The sequence below is a fragment of the Kocuria sp. CPCC 205235 genome (genome assembly GCF_040980905.1).
Lineage (GTDB): Bacteria > Actinomycetota > Actinomycetes > Actinomycetales > Micrococcaceae > Kocuria > Kocuria carniphila.
In genome coordinates, this window is the sequence record NZ_JAVKPR010000002.1 from 85,427 (window position 1) to 106,912 (window position 21,486).

Consider the following 21,486-nt stretch of genomic DNA (forward strand, 5'->3'; position numbering starts at 1 on the left):
TTCCGTAACGGACGGGGGCCACGGCTGTGCGCGGATCCATTCATCTGCACGGAGTCCTGTAAGAATGGGCGGCATGAAGGGGATTATTCTCGCGGGAGGCACGGGCAGCCGACTGCATCCGATCACCATGGGCATCAGCAAGCAATTGGTCCCCGTGTACGACAAGCCCATGATCTACTACCCGCTCTCCACCCTTCTCTTGGCGGGCGCGAGGGAGATCCTGATCATCACCACACCCCAGGATTCGGAGCAGTTCCGGCGGCTGCTGGGCGACGGATCGCGCTTTGGAGTGTCCATCACCTACACGGTGCAGGCATCCCCGGACGGGCTCGCGCAGGCGTTCACCCTGGGCGCAGAGCACATCGGTGACGAGCCGGTCTGCTTGGTGCTGGGCGACAACATCTTTTACGGCCCCGGCCTGGGCACGCAGCTGCGCCGCTTCAACGAGATCGACGGCGCCGCGGTGTTCGGTTATCGCGTGGCCGACCCCACCGCGTACGGCGTGGTGGAATTCGACGCCGCCGGCCGCGCCATCTCGCTCGAGGAGAAGCCGTCCCAGCCGCGTAGCCCCTACGCGATCCCTGGTCTCTACTTCTACGACAATCACGTGGTCGAGTACGCGCGGTCACTGAAACCCTCGGCCCGCGGGGAGCTGGAAATCACCGACCTCAACCGCATTTACCTGGAGCAGGGCAAGCTGCAGGTGCAGGTCCTGGACCGCGGCACCGCGTGGCTGGACACGGGAACCTTCGACTCGCTGGCGGACGCCTCGAACTTCATCCGCACCGTCCAGGCTCGTCAGGGGCTGTCGATCGGCTGCCCGGAAGAGGTTGCCTGGCGCATGGGGCTGCTCTCCGACGACGAGCTGCGCGAGCGCGCGGCAGGCCTGGTCAAGAGCGGCTACGGTCACTACCTCCTGGGACTGCTGGAGCACGAACGGCTGCGGGGCTGAGCGAGCGGTGGCCGCGCGGCGTCGTCACCGGAATTTCACCCGAGGCTCCCCTACCCGCAAGTTGCCGTCCGACCGGGCGTGACGTCAGACCCTCAGAGTGTGCTCGACAGCAACACTCTCGGGGGAAGGCAGCACGCCGTGGAACTCAATCGAAGGAATTTGGTCAAGGGAACCGCGGGACTGGGGACCCTGGCCGTAGGTGGGCTCGTGGCCTCTCCCGCGCACGCGCACGAGGGTCGCGGCCATGGCCATGGAGGCTCCGAGCTACCGAACGCGCCCGGCTCGCCAAGGCGGCGGGATGCTCCGTGAACGAAATCGCGATCACCCGCGGTGCGACCGAGGCGCTGCAGGTCATGATCGGCGGCTACAACAAGCTCAAGCCCGGGGACGCCGTGGCCTACGCGGACCTCGACTACGACTCCATGCAGTACGCCATGAATTGGCTCAAGGACCGCCGCGGCGTGGACGTGATCACCACCGCGATTCCGGAGCCGGCCACGTACCAGAACGTGATCGATCATTACACCAAGCTGCTCTCGGACAACCCGCGCATCAAACTGCTCCTACTGACCCACATCTCGCATCGCACCGGACTCAAGGTGCCGATCTCGGAAATCTCCCGCATGGCCGCCGAGCGCGGGGTGGACACCGTTGTGGATGCCGCCCACTCGTGGGGTCACGTGGACTTCGACGTCAAGGATCTCAACAGCCCGTTCGTGGGATTCAACCTGCACAAGTGGATCGGCGCGCCGCTGGGCTGCGGCTTCCTGTACATCCAGAAGGATCGCCTGGGCGACATCGACCGGCACTTCGCGGACGAGGACTTCGACGCCGACGACGTGCGGTCCAGGATTCACACCGGCACCGCCAATTCGGCCAATTACTTATCCATCCCCGCAGCCTTGGATTTCCACCACGCAGTGGGTGCCGCCAATAAGTTCGCGCGGTTGCAGTACCTGCGCGACCGCTGGGTCAAGCAGGTGGTGGACGTACCCAACCTGACCGTCATGACCCCGGAGGATCACCGGATGTACGGGGCTCTGACCTCGTTCCGGATCGACGGCAACACCACTCGCGAGCAGAGTGTGGCGATCACCGATTACCTCACCAACGAGTGGGGCGTGTTCACGGTGCGCCGCGGTGGTGTGGCCAAGGGCGAGGTCATTCGCGTGACCCCGGCCCTGTACAACACCCCGCAGGACAGCGACCTGCTGGCGCGGGCGTTGAAGGCTGCGGCGAGGCGGTTCTAGGCGTTCGGGTTCAACGCGGTGGTGGCGGCGGCGTTCTTGGCTTTCTGGCGTTGCCGCCACCGCACCACCGGCTCCTCGATACCCCACCATGCCAAGATGCCGGCACCGGTTCCGAGAATCACTCCCAGCACTACGGTGAGGGGCTCGGGTAGCCCCGTGGTGACCGGCTCGAGAGCGCGGATCACGATCAGGTGGGCCAGGTAGATGCTGTAGCTGGCCAGGCCCAGCAGTTGGACGAGCTGGAGCTTCATGATCCGATTGAGGGAGCGGCCCAGCGGGCCATCCGCGCCCCCCAGTCCCCACATGATGACCAGAGCTGCAGCCACTGCTTGCATGGAATAGCGGAGGGTTTCGCGAAATAATTCATCGCGAATGACTAATGACGCCAGGTACAGCGTGAGAGCTGTCCACAGAATGGCGTCTTTCCCCAGAAACTCTTTCCTTCGCGCAATTTCGGCGTGAATACCTGCTGATTCATGAGAACGTAACCGTCTGCTCCTGAACCACAAGGCCACCAGGACACCAATGGCAATCGCCTCCGAACGGGTATCCGTGCCGAAGTAAATCCGATCCGAGGTAGCGCCGGAGAAGTAAAGAACCGCGCGAGCCAGCACCGAACACACGATGATTGCCCAGGCCAGAACGCGCAGACCCATTACCGGGCGACGCCCCCGCACCATCAGAAACCAGAAGAACGCGACTGCCAGATAGAACTGCTCTTCGATGGACAGACTCCACACGACAATGGTCCCCGGAAGTACCGAGACATCCGAGTCAATGTACATCCAATTAAAGAAAAACAGCAGCTGACCTGCGACGTCTACCCAGTTCAACGATTTGAACAGCCCATAGATCAGTGATGGCAGAATCACGATGACCAACAGTGGCGGGAAGATTTTCAACGCTCTGCGGAGATAAAACCCTCGAATATCAAAAGAGTTCGTCTTTTCGAGTTCACGTAATAACAAATGCGTAATGATGAAACCCGAGATGACGAAGAAAATGGTCACCCCGCTGCCGCCCGGAACCACGGTCAAACCTGCGTGCGACAGTACAACCAGCATGACCGCACCTGCACGCATGGCATCGACATGTGCGAATCCCCTCAAAGGAAGTTTGCGATTCTGCGCGTCAAGTGGCGTGTTAATAGCGCGATGCTTCGAAACTGAACTCCCCAAAACTGTCTCCCCCCGTAGCCACACACGTGTTTCATTGTGGCATCCCCCGATGCCACAGGGCACTTGGCGTCCGTGAAAAATCCGTTGACCGCCCCAAATGGCGTACATACACAAGCACCCTGCGCATGGTAACGTGCCAGCAAGATGTCAGCGAGTTTTAAGGGAATAAGCGTTGACATCCGGCGCAAAAAAAATAGCGCCACGGGACCAAGCATCCAAGGGGGCTTGAGATGCGGTCCGTTATCTCATGGGGAGGGATAAGTGTGAACACTCAATCATCACGACAATCGCTGACACCAGCTACGAAACGCCCGAGAACAATCATTCTGGGCACCGTGATCACGCTGGGCATCGGCGCACTCGGATTCACAGGATTCGCGGCGGCCCAGGCCGATCCGGACAATAACGACACGTCTGCGGCACCAGCCGAACCCGGACAGATCAATCCACACTTGGCCGCAGATGCCTTCGCCGCCGACTACGTGGTCGACAACAAACCCGCGGAGGACCTCCCTCGGTCGGGCAACCTCAATCGAAACGGCCCGGAGATGAAGGCCGTGGCCTCATGGCTCGCCGTTCCGACCACCACGGAGCAGGACAGCTCCGTGGCTGCCATCGGACCAGCTGCGGAGCAAATGGCGAATCTCGAGGACGAGTTCGAGCGCGAGGGCTGGAAGCAAGTTGGTGAGCCCAAAGTGGTAGGCACACCCACCAGCGCACCCATCACGATCGACGGCACGTCCGGTCTGCGCATCACCGCATGCTTGAACGACGCATCCGTCAAAGTGATCGGCCCCAACGGCCGTGTCGTGCGTCCCGAGTCTCAGGGACAGCGCGTCCTGAACACCTTTGACCTCATCGAGGATCCCGACGCTGGCTGGAAAGTTGTCGCCACCGGTTTCCCGTCCGATCCCCGCTGCTGATCCCAGCTCCACTCCACACTTCCGGTGGTTGACATCATGAATATTCTGCGTCGTTTCCTGTCCATGACAGCACCCTCGGCACTGGCTGCCGCGCTCGTGGTCACGTCACTGACACCCGTGTCCCCCGCTGCTGCGGCACCGGGTCCCGTGGACGGTAAGACCCAACAAACCGCTGCGGCCTCCTGCTTTGAAATCAAACAGCGGGATCGCACGTCACAGTCCGGCGTTTACTGGCTCCTCACGCCGGCCATGGACACACCCCAGGAGTTCTACTGTGACCAGGCCACCGATGGCGGTGGCTGGGTCATGGTGGGTCGTGGGCGCGAAGGTTGGACCGAGAGTTACGAGGGTCAGGGCAATCCCGCCTCCCTTCGGAACACCATCACCGGGCCCGAGGCGTTCAAACCCGCACAACTGTCCTCGGAGACCGTGGACGAGCTGTTGAACGGCCAGCGCCCGGACGAGTTATCCGAAGGCCTACGGATCCGCCGCGCCAAGGACCAGGCCGGGCGAAACTGGCAGGAAGTTCGGCTGGACACCACCAACCAGCCGCGCTGGTCCTGGACGCTCAGCGCCAGCATCCCCGTTCCCAACGCGTACTTCGACGGCGAACGCGTGACCAATCAGCTGACCTCGTGGGCCCAGATTCCACGCCACTGGCTCCGCGGCTACGACCCGCTGAAGGCGTTACGCTTCACCGATCGTGCGGAGCAGGGATACCTGCGCGGATTCGCCTTCGACGACGGCGTGCGGGGAACCACCGACGCCAATTCCCACTTGTGGGCCAGGGATTCCAGCACCGGAGCCATCCCGTTCGCCCAGATGTACATCCGACCGCAGGTCACCCAGGATGCCTTTGCGGGTCGGGAGATCCCGGCTGCAGGAACGGCTGTCCAGGAACGTCGCGAACTGCCCAACTCTGGCGCCGAACCCACCCGCTGGGGCGCCGTCGGACGAGCCGACGGCGGCCAGGGCGAGTTGAACACCGAGGTGCAGGCCTTCGCGGAGTCGGCGGGTTCGGTCTTCGCGGGCGGTAATTTCGCTCGGATGCAGCGGGACGCCAACGGTGCCGAGGCTGTCGATCAGAAGTACCTGGCGGCCTTCGATGTCGACACCGGTGAACTCCGGACGGATTTCCGACCGGTGCTCAACGGTCAGGTCAAAGCGCTGCAGGCGCTGCCCGGTGATCGGGTGGCGGTCGGTGGTCAGTTCTCGACCGTCAATGGTGTGACCTCCCCCGGTCTGGCCGTGCTGAACGCTCGCACCGGTGAACTGGACCCCGCATGGAAGCTCAAGATCGAGAACTTGGTGTCCGGAGGTGTGATTCAGGTCCGAGGGTTGTCCCTTCGTGACAACGACCTCTACCTGGCCGGTTCCTTCACCCACTTGACCGGCGGCACCGATCCCTACCAGGTCTATGCCCGCGGTGCTGCGAAGATCAATGCCACCAACGGCACGCCGGATCGCGCGTGGAACCCGAACTTCAACGGAACCGCGACCGATGTGGACGCCTCAGACCGAGGTGACCGTGTCTATGCCTCCGGCTACTTCTCGCAGTCGGGTCCCAACCCGGCCTTCCGCCTGGCGGCGATGTCCGCCCAGGGCGCCGCCACGTTGACACCGTGGTCCTGGACCCCCTCCATGCCACCTCGCGCCGGTCGCGTGGACGGCTTCCAGTTTGCGGTCAAGGAACACGGGGACACCGTGTGGGCCGGTGGCGCGGAGCATTCGATGTTCGGCTACAACCGGGACACCCTGAGCCGCACTCAGGAGAACATCACCATGGCCGGTGGCGACTTCCAGTCCATCTCGAACAACGACGACACGGTGTTCGGTTCGTGCCACTGTGGTCACTTCAACTACTCAGGGGCCAATAAGTATGCGGTTCCGCGCGGTGCCTTCAGTGTGGCCGACCGCATCGATCTGATCGGCGCGTGGGATTCCGCGAGCGGTTCCTACCTGCCCGAGTTCAACCCGCGCCTGAAGGGCCACGGCGGCTGGGGGATTTGGGGTTCCATGGTCGACAGCCGCGGTGTGCTGTGGGCCGGCGGCGACATTGCCCGCTCCGACACCCAGGCCGGCTGGTCCCAGTGGTCCGGCGGTTTCGTCCGCTTTGCTCCGCGTGATGCGAGCGCCCCGGGCACTCCCACCGACTTCCGCGTGACACCGGAAACCGTGAACGGAGCGGCAACCCACAAGCTCAGCTGGAAGGGTTCGGGCGGCTCCGGAACCGTATACCAGCTGTTGAGCGGTGATCGCACCGTGGCCACCACCGCGGAGACCTCCTACTCCCTGCCCGCCACCGAGGGCGCGACCTACGCCGTGCGCGCGGCAGATTCGAGCGGGAACATCTCGGCCAGCACGCCGCTGACCGCCGTGGGTGCCGAGCCCACGCCGGAACCGACTCCTGAGCCCACTCCCACCGAGGAACCAACTCCGACACCCACGCCGGAACCGAGTGACACCACACCGGGCACCGCGCCATATTCCGTGCTCGAGGCCAAGCAGCAATGGCGCTACCGGTTCGACGCCACGGCCCCGGACAGCAATTGGCGTTCCGTGGACTTCGACGATTCGTCCTGGCCCGAGGGCGCAGCACCGTTGGGCCGCGGCACAGCGGATCTCGGTACTCAGCTGACGGCTCCGGAGGGAACCACACCACGCTCCTTCCAGGTCCGCCGTGAGGTGAACATCGATCAGGCAGCCGACGTGGAGAAGTTGACGCTGACCACCCGCGCCGATGACGGCATCGTGGTGTACGTCAACGGTGTCGAAGTGACCCGATCGCAACTGCCCGAGGGTCCGATCAATCACAACACCTTCGCGTCAGCCGCACCGCGTACCGCTGCCGCTGTTCAGAACCCGGTGACCGTGGAGGTTCCCGGGTGGATGCTCAAGGACGGCAGGAACGTGGTGTCCGCCCAGGTGCACGCCAACTGGGGCGCCTCCCCTGATCTGTCCTTCGAGCTGACCGCCCAGGCCACACCGGGTGAGGCGCCGGAACCGCCCACCGAGTCCAGCGGTAACCAGCCCCTGGTCGCTGCGGGTTCCAAGTGGTCGGTCCGGCACGTGAACTCGGCGCCTTCGGACAACTGGTTCCAGGGACCCGTGGATCCTGAGTGGTCGGTCCTAACCGCTCCAGTGGGTTGGGGCCAGGGCGTCAGCTCGGTGCTCAAGGCGGATTCGACCCGCCCCATCAGCACCCAGTTGATCCGCGAGTTCGACGTCACGAACCCGGATGAACTGCACGAACTGCTGTTGACCACCCGCTCCGACGACGGAGTGATCGTGTGGATCAACGGTCAGGAAGTGGCCAGGGCAGGATTGCCCACCGGCGCCGTCAACTGGAGCACCTACTCGACCCAGGCGCCGCGGACCGCCGCCGCCACGGAAAACCCCATGAGCGTCGTCGTCCCCGCGTCTGCCTTGAAGGCCGGGAAGAACACCGTGGCCGTCCAAATGCACGTGAATTATCGGAGCACCCCTGATGCGAGCGCTGATGTGACGCTTCAGGCCGTTCCCGAAGAGGCAGCTGAGGCCCGCATGGCTGAGGCGGTCGAGGAGGAGAATCAGTGACAGTGGCCCAACGGCTGACCTATACCGATGCTTATGAGCAGCTGCGACGCGCGCAGAAACCCGGGGCGGGGGTGCCCGCATACACGCGCTGGGTCAACCGGTCGTTGGCACGGTATGCGGCGGCATTCCTGGCCTCCAAAGGGGTCAGCGCGGACGGCACCACGGCACTGAGCGCAACCTTCTCCGCGGTTGGCCTGGGCCTGCTGGCGCTGGGGCCCATCTCGTGGTGGACCGGTGTGGCGGTGGCCGTGTTGTTCGCCATCGGGTACGTCCTGGACTCCGCGGACGGCCAGGTGGCTCGCCTGACCGGAACCGGCTCGCCCGCCGGTGAATGGCTCGACCACGTGGTCGATGCCATTCGGACCCCGGCCATCCACTTGTGCGCATTGATCTCCTGGTACCGGCATGACCCGGTGCGCGACGACATCAGTTCGTGGCTGCTCGCGCTTCCCGTGGTGTTCGCCCTGGTGGCCGTGGGGCACTTCATGAGCCAGATCCTCGCGGAGCAGTTGCTGCGGGCACGCGGGGTGCGCACCAATGTGGCCTCCGATGCGGGACCCATCCGGTCGTTCGTCAACCTGCCCATGGATGCCGGCGTGACGTGCTGGGTTTTCGTGCTGTGGGGCGCTCCCGGGGTGTTCGCCGTGGCGTACGGACTGTTGCTGATCGCCCACATCGGGATCGGTGCCATATCCATGCGCCGGAAGCGCCGTGCCCTGCACGCCCTCAAGAATCAGGAGACCACCACATGAGCACTCTGCCCACCGTTACCGGGATCATTTGCACCATCGGTGGTCGTCCGGAGATGCTGCGCGACGCCGTACGCGCCATGGCGGCCCAGGACATCACTGCGGACCTCGAGATCCTGGTGCTCTTCGACCACGTGGCGATCGACGAGCTGACGGACGTGGATCTGCCCGAGAACGTGAGCCTGCGAACCATCGTCAACGACGGCCCTCGAGGTCTGGCCGGTGGTCGCAACAGCGGGGTGCGCCACGCGCGCGGTCAGTTCGTGGCCTTCTGCGATGACGACGACGCCTGGGAACCCGCCAAGCTACGCCTCCAGTTGGCCGCGTTGGAACGGCGCCCGGACGCGGTGGCCGTGGCCGGCGGCATTGCCATCGTGACGGACTCGGGAACCGTCCACCGCGATCCTCCCGCCGAAGCTTCCTTCGACGATTTCCTGCGCTCCCGCATCACCGAGATCCACCCCTCGGCGGTGCTGTACCGCACGGAGGATCTGCGGCCCGGCGGTGCCATTGGCCCCGTGGACGAGGACCTGCCCCACGGTTACGGTGAGGACTACGATCTGCTGCTGCGCGCCACGCGTAACGGGCCGGTGATCTCGGTCCCGGAGACGGTGCTGACGGTGCGTTGGGACCGTCCGTCCTACTTCGCGGGGAAATGGGATTCGCTGGCCGAAGGGCTGACCTACATCCTGCGGAAGTTTCCGGAATTCGAGAGCTGCCCACCGGGCCTGGCGCGCATCACGGGCCAGGTCGCCTTCGCGCATGCGGCGCGCGGGCGCCGTCGTACGGCCGTGGAATGGTCCCACGCCACGCTCCGCAGGAATCCCCTGCAGCTGCGCGGCTGGGCCGCTCTCGTGGTGGCCATGACCCCGGTGCCCGCGGATGCGCTGCTGAACGTGGTTCAAAGCACCGGCCGAGGTCTGTAATGACCCAGCTGCACAACCGACCAGCATTGCCGGCAGACTCGGCGACGACCTCTCAACGGTCACTACCCGCGTGGCCGATTCTCATCCTCTTCCACGGCTTCCCCATCATTTGGGCCATGGGCGCACTGCAATTCGCGCCGTTCGCTCTCGCGGTGATCATGGCCGCGCTCATGGTGTTGCGCGGCCGCGTCATGGTGCCCCTGCCTGCGTGGTTCCTCGCCGCATTGGTGGTCTGGGCGCTCGCGTGCGCCACCCAGCTACCCGACGCCGGTGCTCTGGTGGGTTTCGCACTACGCTGGGGCAACCTCTTGGCCGCCCTGATCATCCTGCTGTACGTGGTCAACGCCCGAGACAGGCTGGGCCAGCACGCGATCCTGGCCGGGTTGATGACCGTGTGGGCCACGGTGGTGCTCATGGGTGCCCTGGCCCTGTTCATCCCCGATGTTCGGCTGAACACGCCGGTCGGCATGCTCCTGCCCGGTTCATTGACCTCCAACGAGCTGGTCAAAGACCTGGTGTTCCCGCCCATGGCCGAAGTGCAGTTGCCGTGGGGCGCTCCGGAACCCTACATCCGTCCGTCGGCCCCGTTCCCCTACGCCAACAGCTGGGGGGTCGCCTACGTCATGCTGACCCCGGTGGCACTGGCCACGCTGCTGACCGTGCGTACCTGGTGGGTCAAGCTGCTGATCAGTGCCGGGCTGGTGCTCTCCCTGGTGCCCGCCGTTGGCACCAGCAACCGCGGCATGTTCCTGGGTCTGGGGATCGCCTTGGTGTACGCGGTCTTCCGTCTCGCCCTCTCCGGGTACTGGAAGGTTGGCCTGGCAGGTCTGCTGGCCCTCACCGGTGCCGCCATGTGGCTGATCCTGGGCGGAGTGGCGGAGCAGATCCTGGGTCGCCAGGAATACAGCGACAGCACCGGCGGCCGGCTCAACCTCTACCGGCAAACCTGGGAGGCCTCGCTGGAGAGCCCGCTGCTGGGTCACGGCGCCCCGCGCATGGAGGAAAGCGTGGGTGTCTACATGGGCACCCAGGGCTACCTCTGGTTCTTCCTGTTCAGCTACGGCCTGGTGGGCCTCATCCTGTTCGTGGGTTTCCTATGGGGATCCACATGGTGGACCCGCGGCGTGAAATCGCCGGCTTCCATCATGCTGCACTCCGTTCCCCTCGCCGCGAGCGCCATTTTCGTGGTTTACAGCTTCGACATCATGCAAACCTGCATCCTGGTCACGGTCCTGGGTCTGCTCATGCGTGAGCGGATCGCCAAGGCTCGTTCATGAGTCGGGTGGGAGGCGCCCGCAGCGCCGCGCTGACGTTCGGTTTCGTCATGGCCGGCGCGGTCATGGCCTTCGGGATCACCCTGAGCATGACGCACGGTTCCGGCGCAGCCGATGCCGGCCGCCTCTTCCAACTCACCGCGATCCTCGCGATCGCGACCACCGCGTGCACCGTGGGCGCCGACGTCGGTCTGGTGCGTACCCTGCCCTCGCTCGCCGCACGACGCCGCTCGGACCAGTTGCGCACGGCCGTGCGCGCCGCCGCTCCCCCTCCGGTGATCGTTTCGTTGCTCGTCGCTCTCACAGCGGGAGTGGTTGCGCTCGTAGGGGCGCTCGAGCAGGACACGGGGACCGCCGTGCTGATTCTCGGTACCGCACTGGTGGCGGGGACCATCCTGAACCTGTGCTTCGGCGTGCTGCGTGGACTGCACAAGGTTCCGTGGTTCTCGTTCCTGCAGAACGTGGCCCTGCCGTCCCTGCGGTGGGCGGGTGTGCTGATCGTCATCTGGCTGGGAACGTCGCTTCCTGCCCTGACCCTCGCCTGGTGTCTTCCCGTGATCGTGGTTCTGGGCTTCGCACTCATCGCCGCCAAACGTGCCTGGCCCGACAGCGAGATCGCTGAGGAGCCTGCGGCGGAGGGCTTCGACAAGAAACAGTTCTGGGGATTCTCCTCCGCCCGCGGTGTCACCGCCATGATCGAGACGCTGCTCGAGTGGATCGATGTGCTCCTCGTGGGCGTCTTCCTGGGGCCGGTGGCCGCAGGTGTGTACGGCGTAGTGAATCGCTGTGTCCGAGCCGGCACCATGTTGGATCACACCGCCCGTATGGTCACGGGCCCGGGGATCAGCGCGGCCATGGCGGTCAAGGATTTCGGGAGCACCAATCGCATTTACACGGTGGCCACCGCCGTTCTGGTCGCTGCTGCGTGGCCCCTGTATCTCACCTTGGCGCTGCACGGCCGCGCGGTGCTGAACCTGTTCGGCGAGGGCTTCGAATCGGGCCACACCGCCATGGCCATCGTGTCCCTGAGCATGCTGTTCGTGGTCTCCGCCGGCGGTGTGCAATCCATCTTGTTGATGGCGGGTCGCAGCTCGTGGCAACTGGGGAACAAGTTCTCCGCCCTCATCGTCGCCGTGACGCTCAACCTCCTGTTGATCCCGGTATGGGGTATCACCGGGGCCGCCGTTGCCTGGTCCGCGGCGCTCCTCACGGATGCGGGCCTGGCGCTCTGGCAGATCACTACCAAATTGGGGATCCGCCCAGATCTGGGTCTGATTTTGCGCACCGGAGCCATCACCGGCGGCTGGACCCTCTTGGTGGGCCTGGTCACGGTGTGGTTCGGAGGTGGCACGGTGACCGCGCTGCTCGTTCATCTGGCACTCATGGCCCCGGTGGTCGGATGGGTGCTCCTGCGCTTGGCTCGCCGGTCCACGGTGCGGGATTCCGCATAAGGGAGGACACGTGTCGCCTTGATCGAATTCACAGAAACTTACTAGTCTGTTAATCAGCAGATCACCTTCAATTCACTAGGCATTTTGCGGGCGCAGGATGCCAACAGAATTTGACGCATTCGGGGGAATGTGAGGGTGGCTGCACAGCTTTCACGGGGGAGAAATACATGGGCTCGAGTACCAAGTCTCACTTCAAGAGACGCCGGAAACGCACCGGTTCGCATGAAACTGCACCGCTGGAGATCAGCCAACTCGTGGCACGCGTCCTGCGCCGTTGGCCCACGGTTCTGTTGACCGCACTGATCATCCTGGCACTCGTGGTACTCGCCAGCCTTCTGGCCCCCCGCTCCTACACGGCTACCGCTTCGGTTGCGGTCTCTCCCATCGTGACCGCCTCCAACGTGGGCGGCGCATCGGCCAACGACGTGGACATGCCTACGGAGATCGCCACGGCCACGTCTCGAGTCGTGGCCGAACGGGCGGCCCAGGATTTGGTCGACGCCGAGGACCAGGACCTGGTGAGCGATCTGCTCGAGAACACCGAGGTCGGTTCACCGTCCCAGTCGAGTGTGCTGCGTATCAACGTCACCGCGAACTCGGCAGACACGGCTTCGGAGCGAGCCAATGCACTGGCCGATGCCTACTTGGCCGACCGCCAGGAAACCGCAGAGTCGCGCGCCGGCGAGGCCGCCGATTCGCTGCAGGAGTCATTGGGCGACATGTCATCGGATGATTCATCCAGGCAGTCCCTGGAAGAGACACTCGTTGAACTGCGATCGGCCTCGCCCTGGCCCGGCCGCATCATCAGTGCTGCGCTTCCCCCCGCTGCCTCCACCGGCCCGGGTCTCAGCGCAGCCATCCTCGCCGGTGCCCTGGGCGGGCTCATGCTCGGCCTGGTCGCCGCGCTGATTCGCGATCGGATTGCCCCTCGCGTGGGATACGCGGATCGTTTGGAAGACCGTGTGGGGATCGCGACCGTCAACGCGACGAACGAACCTGCCCACGTTGCCGTGTCAGACGCCGTCTCTGCCCTGGACGACCGCTTTGGACTCGCCTCCAAGGGCCGGCTGGCCGTCACTTCCCTCAACGGCACCACGTCCGAAGCCATGGTGGATGAATTCAATCACCAGTTGACCACCTGGACGGTAACGGCCACGCCCATGGCGCAGTCGCGCTCCGACGTGCGCCAAACGTTGCAGTCCTACGACGCGGTGGCGGTCCTGGTGGATCCCCGCGACGGTCTGGACGAGACGGCCCAGCTGCTGGCCACCCTTGATCGCGGCTCCGCGAGCATCCTGCCCGTGGTGTGGGACCGCACCGGAGAGGACCGGTCATGAAGATTCTGCTCGTTGCGTCCGCTGGTGGGCACCTGGCTCAACTCCAGAACCTGCAAAAGCTGTGGGAGGACCACGAACGCAGCTGGGTGACCTTCGACCTTCCCGAGGTCCGTGCCGGTCTGCACGGTGAGGACCTGCACTGGGCGCACTTCCCGACCACTCGGAACATCCCCAACGCCATCCGCAATTTGGGGGTCGCGCGAAAGCTCATCCGGGAGCTGAAACCGGACGTGGTGATGTCCACGGGTGCCGCGGTGGCCGTGCCGTTCTTCCTGGTGGCCCGGCGCCGCAGAATCCGCACCGTATTCATCGAGTGCTTCGACCGCATCACCATGCCCACCATGAGCGGTCGCATGTGCTATCCGCTATCAGATGTTTTCGCCGTCCAATGGGACGAACAGAAGCGCCATTTTCCCGACGCCGTGAATATCGGCGCGCTGATGTGATTCGTCCCCTCGCCCAAGGAGCCCACCATGAAACACACCGGACAGTCCTCCTCCCAGCACGTGCCGCTGCGCAAAGGCGCGCCCGCCCCGGACATCGTGGTCTCCTTAGGAACCGATCATCATCCGTTCCCCCGACTGGTGGAGTGGTTGGATGAGGCCCTCGAGCACCTGCCCGAGGTCTCCTGCCTGCTTCAACACGGATTCACCCGTCCGTCCGAGCGTGCCATGAACACCCACCGCATGCCACGCATCGAGTTGCTCGAGCTGTATCACTCGGCTCAGGTGGTGATTGTCCAGGGCGGCCCGGGTTCCATCCTTGATGCCCGCCTGACCGGTCACATTCCGTTGGCGGTCCCGCGCCTGGCTCACCTGGGTGAGGTCGTGGATGACCACCAGGTCGCCTTCACCCGGCGCATGGTGGAAGACGGCGAGGCCAAGCTCGTCCAAGGCCCCGACGATCTACTGACCGCCGTCACAACGATCATGTCCCGCCCCTCGGAGTTCCGCACCGAGCCGCGCGTGCCGCAGCCAGAATTGGCGTCCCAGGCGCTGTGGTCCACCCTCGATGCGCACAAGGATCCGTGGCGCCTGCGCACCATGGGACGCAGGTCGCTGCAAACCGCCGTGGACATGATCGGTCTGCGGTTCCGCCGCGCCGACTACGACCAGCAGGCGGTCTGACACCTCACATCACCGAAACCGCCGCGGCCCCGAAAACCGGGCGCCGCGGCGTCGTCGTCAAGAGTGCGCGATCTGTGAGATCCGCGTCAGGAACCGGCCGGTGTGAACTGGCTCGAAAGTTCCTGAGCTGCCTTGCGCAGCAGCGGGACGGCGCGATCGCCGAAGTCCCAGTCCACGCGCGTGGTGGGCCCGGAGACCGAGATCGCGGTGGGCGTGGGGGCGTTGGGCAAGGCCATGGAGAAGCAGCGCACGCCGATCTCCTGCTCCTCGTCATCAATGGCGTAACCGCGTTCGCGAATCTTCTCGAGATCGGCCAACAGGTCGTCCACGGTGCCCAAGCTCTTGGGGGTGGGGGTGGTCATGCCCATCGAGTGCACGATGGACACCACTTGCTGCTCCGGGAGCGTGGCCAGGATGGCTTTACCCACGCCGGTGTTGTGCAGGGGCGCGCGGCGGCCCACTTCGGTGAACATGCGCATCGAATGCTGGGACTGCGCCTGGCCCACGTACACGACCATGCGGCCGTCGAGCACGGCCATGTTGGCGGATTCGCCCAATTCTTGGACGAGTTGCTGGAGCACGGGCTGCGCGTAGGTTCCCAGCTGCAGGCTGGCGGTGTAGCCCAGGCGAATCAGGCCGGGGCCCAGTGCGTAGCTGCGGTTGGGGAGCTGTCGCACATAGCCCAGTGGCACCAGGGTGCGCAGCAAGCGATGAATGGTGGGCAGCGGGAGCTCGGCCTTGTTGGCCAGCTCGCTCAAGGAGGACTCACCCCCGGTGGCGGTGATGATGTTCAGCAGGTCGAACACTCGCTCGACGGACTGGACCCCTCCCCCACTTTTGCCTTCTGCCATGGTGAAACTCGCTTTCCGTGATCGATGGGAACCCGTTGGGTTGGGGGCCATCGGATGTCACCATGTGAAATAAGTCTCACACGGGTCTTGTCTTTCGTCCCAGAGTACATCTACGATTCAAGAAGTGGAAACTTTATTCCACAATGCGGATAACGAAGTGGAGCGAGGGTTCCGCTCAGTCTGAAAGGAACATCACCAGATGTCTACACCCAGCCCCGGATACTCCATGGTCCTGCGCGTTGAAGCACCCGCTACGTTCAACTCGACCAGTGAAATCACCACCGCAGCCGCCGCTGCCGGCGCCCAGGTGACCGCATTGGACATTGTCGAATCGCACCCCACCAGCGTGGTCATCGACATCAGCTGCAACGTCTCCAACGCCGAACACCGCGACGAAGTCCGGGAGGCGCTCAACGCACTGGACGGCGTGAACGTCCACAAGATCTCCGACCGCACCTTCCTGATCCACTTGGGCGGCAAGATCGAGGTCACACCGCGCGTTTCACTGCGTAACCGCGATGATCTCTCCCGCGCCTACACTCCCGGCGTGGCCCGCGTGTGCATGGCCATTGCCGAGAACCCGGAGGATGCGCGCCGTCTGACCATCAAGCGCAATACCGTTGCAGTGGTCACCGATGGCACCGCCGTGCTCGGCCTGGGCGATATTGGTCCCGCCGCCGCACTGCCCGTGATGGAGGGCAAAGCCGCTCTCTTCAAGGCTTTCGCTGACGTGGACGCCTGGCCCGTGTGCTTGGACACCAAGGACACCGAAGAAATCATCAGCATCGTCAAGGCCATGGCCCCGGTGTACGGCGGCGTGAACCTTGAGGACATCGCGGCGCCGCGCTGCTTCGAGATCGAGGCCCGTCTGCGCGAAGAACTCGACATCCCGGTCTTCCACGACGACCAGCACGGCACCGCCATCGTGACCCTGGCCGCCCTCTACAACGCCCTGCGCGTCGTGGACAAGAAGATCGAGGACGTCAAGGTCGTCGTCTCCGGCGTGGGCGCTGCCGGCAACGCCATCATCCAGTTGCTGCTCGCCAACGGCGTGGCCAACGTGATTGCGTGCTCGCGCAACGGCGCGATCCACTCCGGCGAGACCTACACCGATCCCCACCGCACGTGGCTGGCCGAGAACACCAACAAGAACAACTTCTCCGGCTCGCTCAAGGAGGCCGTGGCCGGCGCGGACGTCTTCATCGGCGTGTCCGCCCCCAACGTGCTCACCGGCGAGGACGTCGCGACCATGGCCGACGACGCCATCGTGTTCGCCATGGCCAACCCGGACCCCGAGGTGCACCCGGCCGAGGCAGCCAAGCACGCCGCCGTGGTCGCCACCGGACGCAGTGACTTCCCGAACCAGATCAACAACGTGCTCGCCTTCCCGGGCCTGTTCCGCGGCCTGCTGGACGCCGGAGCCTCGGACATCACTTCTGAAATGCTCGTGGCGGCCGCCAAGGCCATTGCGGACTGCGTGGAACCGGACGAGCGCAACGCGAGCTTCATCGTCCCCAGCGTGTTCGACCCCAACGTGGCCCCGGCCGTGGCGGAAGCGGTCAAGAACACCGCGCTGGGCGAGGACGGCCAGTAACGCGAAAACCTGCGGAGCGGCGTCGTCGCCCATGCCGGACGACGACACCGCCCACCCGCCGCTTCGAGCGCAACCGAGCGACAGCGGCGAGACGACGCACTACCAGCACCACCCGAACTTTCCAGGAGGCAACCATGACCATTACCCACAACACCCCGCAGAACGTGGCCGCGGCCAACAAGATCCTCAGCGACGAGGCACTCGCGTTCGTCGAGGCGCTGCACGAGAAGTTCAATGACCGCCGCGAAGAGCTACTCGGCAAGCGCGAGACCGCTCGCGAGCAGGCAGCCAGCACCGGCACGCTGGACTTCCCGGAGGAGACCCGCGAGGTCCGCGAGGGTGACTGGAAGGTTGCCCCGGCACCCGAGGCACTGCAGGATCGCCGCGTGGAGATGACCGGCCCCGCCTCCCCGGCCAAGATGGCCATCAACGCGCTGAACTCCGGCGCCAAGGTGTGGCTGGCCGACCTCGAGGACGCCGCGAGCCCCAGCTGGTCCAACCAGATCGACGCGGTTGCCAACCTGCGCGACGCCGCCCGCGGCACCCTGGCCTTCACCTCGCCCGAGGGCAAGGAGTACAAGCTGCGCGAGGACGCTCCGCTCGCCGTGGTCGTGACCCGCCCCCGCGGCTGGCACCTGCCCGAGCACAACATCACCGTGAACGGCAAGGAAGGCTCCGGTTCGCTCACGGACTTCGGCCTGCACTTCTTCCACACCGCCAAGCAGCTGCTCGAGAACGGCCACGGTCCGTACTACTACCTGCCCAAGATGGAGTCCTACCTCGAGGCTCGGCTGTGGAACGACGTGTTCACCTTTGCCGAGGAGTACCTGGGCATCGAGCACGGCACCATTCGCGCCACGGTGCTCATCGAGACCATCCCCGCCGCCTTCCAGATGGACGAGATCCTCTACGAACTGCGCGACCACGCCTCCGGCCTCAACGCCGGCCGCTGGGACTACCTGTTCTCGATCATCAAGTACTTCCGCGACGCCGGTGACCAGTTCATCCTGGCCGACCGCTCCTCGGTCACCATGACCGCCCCGCTGATGCGCGCCTACACCGAGCTGCTCGTGCAGACCTGCCACAAGCGTGGCGCGTTCGCCATGGGTGGCATGGCAGCCTTCATCCCGTCCCGCAAGGACGAAGAGGTCAACCGTGCGGCCTTCGAGAAGGTCCGCAACGACAAGACCCGCGAAGCCAACGACGGCTTCGACGGCTCCTGGGTCGCCCACCCGGACCTCGTGCCCGTGTGCAAGGAAGTGTTCGACGGCGTGCTGGACGGCAAGCCCAACCAGGTGGGCCGCCTGCGCCCCGAGGTCTCCGTGACCGCCGAGCAGCTGCTGGACGTCCCCTCCGCCGGCGATCAGCGCACCGAAGCTGAGCTCAACGCCAATCTTTACGTGGCCATCCGCTACATCGCGGTCTGGTTGTCCGGCAACGGCGCCGTGGCCATTCACAACCTCATGGAGGACGCTGCCACCGCGGAAATCTCCCGCTCCCAGATCTGGCAGCAGATCAAGAACGGTGTGGTTTACACCGACACCGGAAACACTGCAACGCGCGAGCTGGTCGCGGACGCCCTGGACAAGCAGTTGGGTGTCCTCAAGGAGGAGATCGACGCGGAGAACTACGAGAAGTGGTTCGTTCCGGCCGGAAAGCTCATCTCCGACATGGTGCTGAGCGACAACTACCCGGACTTCCTGACCCTGCCCGCGTATGACCTCATGGAAGGGGCCAAGTGACACAGTCCATTCTCGGGGCGCGAGTCGCCTCCGCTGCTCCCGCCGACGCCGCTGCCAGCGGCTCGGCGGGGGCCGTCCCGGCTGGCGCGAGCCTGCCCACCACGTTCTACCAGCGGGCAGACCTCGTGCTCGCCGGCACCGATGCGGACCTCGCCCGGTTCTTCCCGGGTGACCCCGGGGTCCGCCAGCCCGTGCACACGTGCTACATCCCGGCCGACCTGGTCACCGTGGACACCCCCGCCGAATGGGGGCGCGCCGCTCAGGCCGCCGCCGATGAAGCGGGCGGCCTCCAGGTGCTCGCCGAATTGGCGGGGCTCACCGGGGACGGCGTGAGCGACGTCGTTGATCGCGTGGCTGCCAAGCTGCAGAGCGAGCCCATCGAGGACCTGCGATTGGACCTCGAGGACGGGTTCGGCAACCGCTCCGACGGCGAAGAAGACGCCGCCGCGGCCCAGGCCGCCCGCACCGTGGCGCAATTCGCGATCAACCGGGCCAATGGTTCCGCACCGGCCCCGGCCTTCGCGGGCATCCGATTCAAGTGCTTCGAAGAGGCAACCCGGGCCCGCGGACTGCGTTCGCTCGACGTTTTCGTCACCACCCTGGTGCGCGAGGGCGGCTTGATCGAGGCCGGCGTGAGTTCGGATGGCTTACCCGAGGGACTCGTGCTGACCCTGCCCAAGGTTTCCTCCGTGGAACAGGTGCAGATCATGGTCGAAGCGTGCCAAGCACTCGAGGATGCGCTGGATCTGCCGAACGGCCGACTGCGCTTCGAAATCCAGATGGAAACCGCCCCCATGATCCTGGGGCTGGATGGCACCTGCCTGATCCCCGCGATGCTGCGCGCTGCCGAGGGCCGCGCCACCTCGCTGCACTACGGCACCTACGACTACTCGGCGTCCCTGGGGATCTCCGCGCAGTTCCAGTCCATGGAGCACCCCGCCGCGGACTTCGCCAAGAACGTCATGCAGGTGGCAGTGGCCGGAACGGGCGTGCACCTCTCCGACGGCTCCACCAACCAATTGCCCGTGGGCGATGCCGAACAGCGCCGCGATTCCTGGGCACTGCACGCACGACTGGTCCGCCGGTCGTTGGAGCGCGGCTACTACCAGGGCTGGGACCTGCACGCCCACCAGCTGCCCACGCGCTTCCTCACCAATTACGCGTTCTACCGCGACGGGTTCGACGCCGCCGCCCACCGCCTGGAGGTCTACTCCCGTCGGTCGGTGCCCGGCATCGAAGCCGCCGACGTGGCCGATGAACCCGCCACCGCTCGCGCCCTGGCCCGCTACATTCTGCGCGGCACGCTGTGCGGTGCGGTGACCGAGGACGAGCTGCGCACCGCCGGCTTGTCCCCGGAAACGGTGAGCTCGGTCGCGAAGACGGGCGTGGCGGCGCCGTCGAACGCTGAACATTCCGAAACAGGAGAAACACGATGAGCGAACGCACGTACTGGGCCACCCACGGTGGCCACCCGCCGCAGACCGATCTGCTGACCGACCGGGCCATGTTCAAGGAGGCCTACGCGGTGATTCCGCGGGGTACGCAGCGGGACATCGTGACCTCGTTCCTACCGTTCTGGGAAGGCACCCGGCTGTGGGTGCTCGCGCGACCGCTGACCGGTTTCGCGGAGACGTTCTCCCAGTACCTCATGGAGGTCTCCCCCGGCGGCGGCTCGGACAAGCCCGAGGACGACCCGGATGCTGAGGCAGTGCTGTTCGTCATGGAGGGCTCGCTCGAGCTGACCCTGGGCGACGAGCCCGGCGACGACGACGTCCACACCCTCAACCCCGGCGGCTACGCGTTCATCGCCCCGGGCGAGACGTGGACCGTGCATAACCGCGGCTCCGAGGAAGCCCGCTTCATGTGGGTGCGCAAGCGCTACCAGAAGGTCGCGGGCATCGAGAAGCCGGAATCCTTCGTGACCAACGAGCAGGACGTGGAACCCACGCCCATGCCCGGCACCGAGGGCCGCTGGGCCACCTCGCGGTTCGTGGACCCGGCGGACGTGCGCCACGACATGCACGTGACCATCGTGACCTTCCAGCCGGGCGGGATCATCCCGTTCGCGGAGACCCACGTGATGGAACACGGGCTCTACGTGCTCGAGGGTCAGGCCGTGTACCGCCTCAACGAGGACTGGGTCGAGGTGCAGGAGGGCGACTTCATGTGGCTGCGCGCCTTCTGCCCGCAGGCCTGCTACGCCGGGGGTCCCAAACCCTTCCGCTACCTGCTGTACAAGGACGTCAACCGGCACGCTCCCCTGTCCCTGGGAGGGCATGCGGGGCGCTGATTTCGGCCCCATGACGATTTAAGGTTCCTTATCCCCGATTTCCGCTGTGGAATCGGGGATAAGGAACCCTATTTCATGTGTAGCGCTCATGCTGCGGGACGCAGCTACTCTGCGTCGTGGCGCTGCTCGCCGTCGGCCAGATCTGAGTCATCCTTAGGCCACGGCCAAGAACTCGGGCACCTATAAGCCACTTCCACGGAGGAAATGTGGCTTATAGGTGCCCGAGTTCTAGTTGGTGGCGTAAGAGTGTCTCAGATCTTGTCCCG

Annotated in this window: 17 protein-coding genes and 1 pseudogene; 16 read left to right on the forward strand and 2 right to left on the reverse strand. The window is 65.1% G+C overall.

The features are described from left to right. Positions 1-73 precede the first annotated feature (73 nt). The 3 genes and pseudogenes from rfbA to RF638_RS01920 form a co-directional block, all read left to right on the forward strand. A complete protein-coding gene (rfbA, locus tag RF638_RS01910; protein WP_259912754.1) occupies positions 74-952 on the forward strand; it encodes a glucose-1-phosphate thymidylyltransferase RfbA in 879 nt (292 codons plus the stop codon). Positions 953-1,090: 138 nt separating this feature from the next. Continuing rightward, the gene (locus RF638_RS01915; protein ID WP_368841413.1) at positions 1,091-1,261 is read left to right on the forward strand and encodes a twin-arginine translocation signal domain-containing protein; all 171 of its coding nucleotides are present in this window, start codon (positions 1,091-1,093) and stop codon (positions 1,259-1,261) included. After that, a pseudogene (locus RF638_RS01920) lies at positions 1,237-2,202 on the forward strand (aminotransferase class V-fold PLP-dependent enzyme); the annotation flags it as partial. The gene RF638_RS01915 and the pseudogene RF638_RS01920, both read left to right, overlap by 25 nt. Here the strand turns inward: RF638_RS01920 and RF638_RS01925 are convergent. Next, positions 2,199-3,488: an acyltransferase family protein gene (locus RF638_RS01925; protein WP_368841301.1), complete on the reverse strand. Its 1,290-nt coding sequence runs from the start codon at positions 3,486-3,488 to the stop codon at positions 2,199-2,201. The pseudogene RF638_RS01920 and the gene RF638_RS01925 sit on opposite strands and share 4 nt — an antisense overlap. A 155-nt stretch (positions 3,489-3,643) precedes the next feature. On the opposite strand from RF638_RS01925, the gene RF638_RS01930 reads away from it, so the two are divergent. The 9 genes from RF638_RS01930 to RF638_RS01970 all read left to right on the forward strand — a co-directional run bounded on the left by RF638_RS01930 (position 3,644) and on the right by RF638_RS01970 (position 14,743). Continuing rightward, positions 3,644-4,303, forward strand: a complete 660-nt coding sequence (locus RF638_RS01930) for a hypothetical protein (protein ID WP_259912756.1) — start codon at positions 3,644-3,646, stop codon at positions 4,301-4,303. 36 nt (positions 4,304-4,339) lie between these two features. Next, positions 4,340-7,879: a fibrinogen-like YCDxxxxGGGW domain-containing protein gene (locus RF638_RS01935; protein WP_368841302.1), complete on the forward strand. Its 3,540-nt coding sequence runs from the start codon at positions 4,340-4,342 to the stop codon at positions 7,877-7,879. After that, complete coding sequence (locus RF638_RS01940) at positions 7,876-8,631, forward strand: CDP-alcohol phosphatidyltransferase family protein (RefSeq protein ID WP_368629234.1); 756 nt, start codon at positions 7,876-7,878, stop codon at positions 8,629-8,631. The genes RF638_RS01935 and RF638_RS01940 overlap by 4 nt, the downstream gene beginning before the upstream one ends. Next, on the forward strand, positions 8,628-9,554 hold the full coding sequence (locus tag RF638_RS01945) for a glycosyltransferase family 2 protein (RefSeq protein WP_368629235.1): 927 nt from the start codon (positions 8,628-8,630) through the stop codon (positions 9,552-9,554). The genes RF638_RS01940 and RF638_RS01945 overlap by 4 nt, the downstream gene beginning before the upstream one ends. Next, positions 9,554-10,831: an O-antigen ligase gene (locus RF638_RS01950; protein WP_095797645.1), complete on the forward strand. Its 1,278-nt coding sequence runs from the start codon at positions 9,554-9,556 to the stop codon at positions 10,829-10,831. The genes RF638_RS01945 and RF638_RS01950 overlap by 1 nt, the downstream gene beginning before the upstream one ends. Then, positions 10,828-12,279, forward strand: a complete 1,452-nt coding sequence (locus tag RF638_RS01955) for a polysaccharide biosynthesis C-terminal domain-containing protein (RefSeq protein WP_368629236.1) — start codon at positions 10,828-10,830, stop codon at positions 12,277-12,279. Before RF638_RS01950 ends, RF638_RS01955 begins: the two co-directional genes overlap by 4 nt. A 167-nt stretch (positions 12,280-12,446) precedes the next feature. Continuing rightward, positions 12,447-13,616, forward strand: a complete 1,170-nt coding sequence (locus tag RF638_RS01960) for a Wzz/FepE/Etk N-terminal domain-containing protein (RefSeq protein ID WP_095797643.1) — start codon at positions 12,447-12,449, stop codon at positions 13,614-13,616. Continuing rightward, complete coding sequence (gene pssD / locus RF638_RS01965; RefSeq protein WP_095797642.1) at positions 13,613-14,062, forward strand: PssD/Cps14F family polysaccharide biosynthesis glycosyltransferase; 450 nt, start codon at positions 13,613-13,615, stop codon at positions 14,060-14,062. The genes RF638_RS01960 and pssD overlap by 4 nt, the downstream gene beginning before the upstream one ends. 27 nt (positions 14,063-14,089) lie before the next feature. After that, positions 14,090-14,743 (forward strand): glycosyl transferase, encoded by a 654-nt coding sequence (locus tag RF638_RS01970; RefSeq protein ID WP_368841303.1) that lies wholly within the window; start codon positions 14,090-14,092, stop codon positions 14,741-14,743. Positions 14,744-14,829: 86 nt separating this feature from the next. Here the strand turns inward: RF638_RS01970 and RF638_RS01975 are convergent, their stop codons facing one another. Next, a complete protein-coding gene (locus tag RF638_RS01975) occupies positions 14,830-15,594 on the reverse strand; it encodes an IclR family transcriptional regulator (RefSeq protein ID WP_368841304.1) in 765 nt (254 codons plus the stop codon). A gap of 199 nt (positions 15,595-15,793) precedes the next feature. Here RF638_RS01975 and RF638_RS01980 point away from each other — a divergent pair, with 199 nt between their 5' ends. The 4 genes from RF638_RS01980 (at position 15,794) to RF638_RS01995 (ending at position 21,220) form a co-directional block, all read left to right on the forward strand. After that, positions 15,794-17,188, forward strand: a complete 1,395-nt coding sequence (locus RF638_RS01980; RefSeq protein WP_315276396.1) for an NAD-dependent malic enzyme — start codon at positions 15,794-15,796, stop codon at positions 17,186-17,188. Between the two features lie 134 nt (positions 17,189-17,322). Beyond that, a complete protein-coding gene (gene aceB / locus RF638_RS01985; RefSeq protein ID WP_368841305.1) occupies positions 17,323-18,930 on the forward strand; it encodes a malate synthase A in 1,608 nt (535 codons plus the stop codon). Positions 18,931-19,022: 92 nt separating this feature from the next. Then, on the forward strand, positions 19,023-20,366 hold the full coding sequence (locus RF638_RS01990; RefSeq protein ID WP_368841414.1) for an aldolase: 1,344 nt from the start codon (positions 19,023-19,025) through the stop codon (positions 20,364-20,366). Further along, positions 20,363-21,220, forward strand: coding sequence for a bifunctional allantoicase/(S)-ureidoglycine aminohydrolase (locus RF638_RS01995; RefSeq protein ID WP_095797637.1), 858 nt, complete (start codon positions 20,363-20,365; stop codon positions 21,218-21,220). The genes RF638_RS01990 and RF638_RS01995 overlap by 4 nt, the downstream gene beginning before the upstream one ends. Positions 21,221-21,486 lie beyond the last annotated feature (266 nt).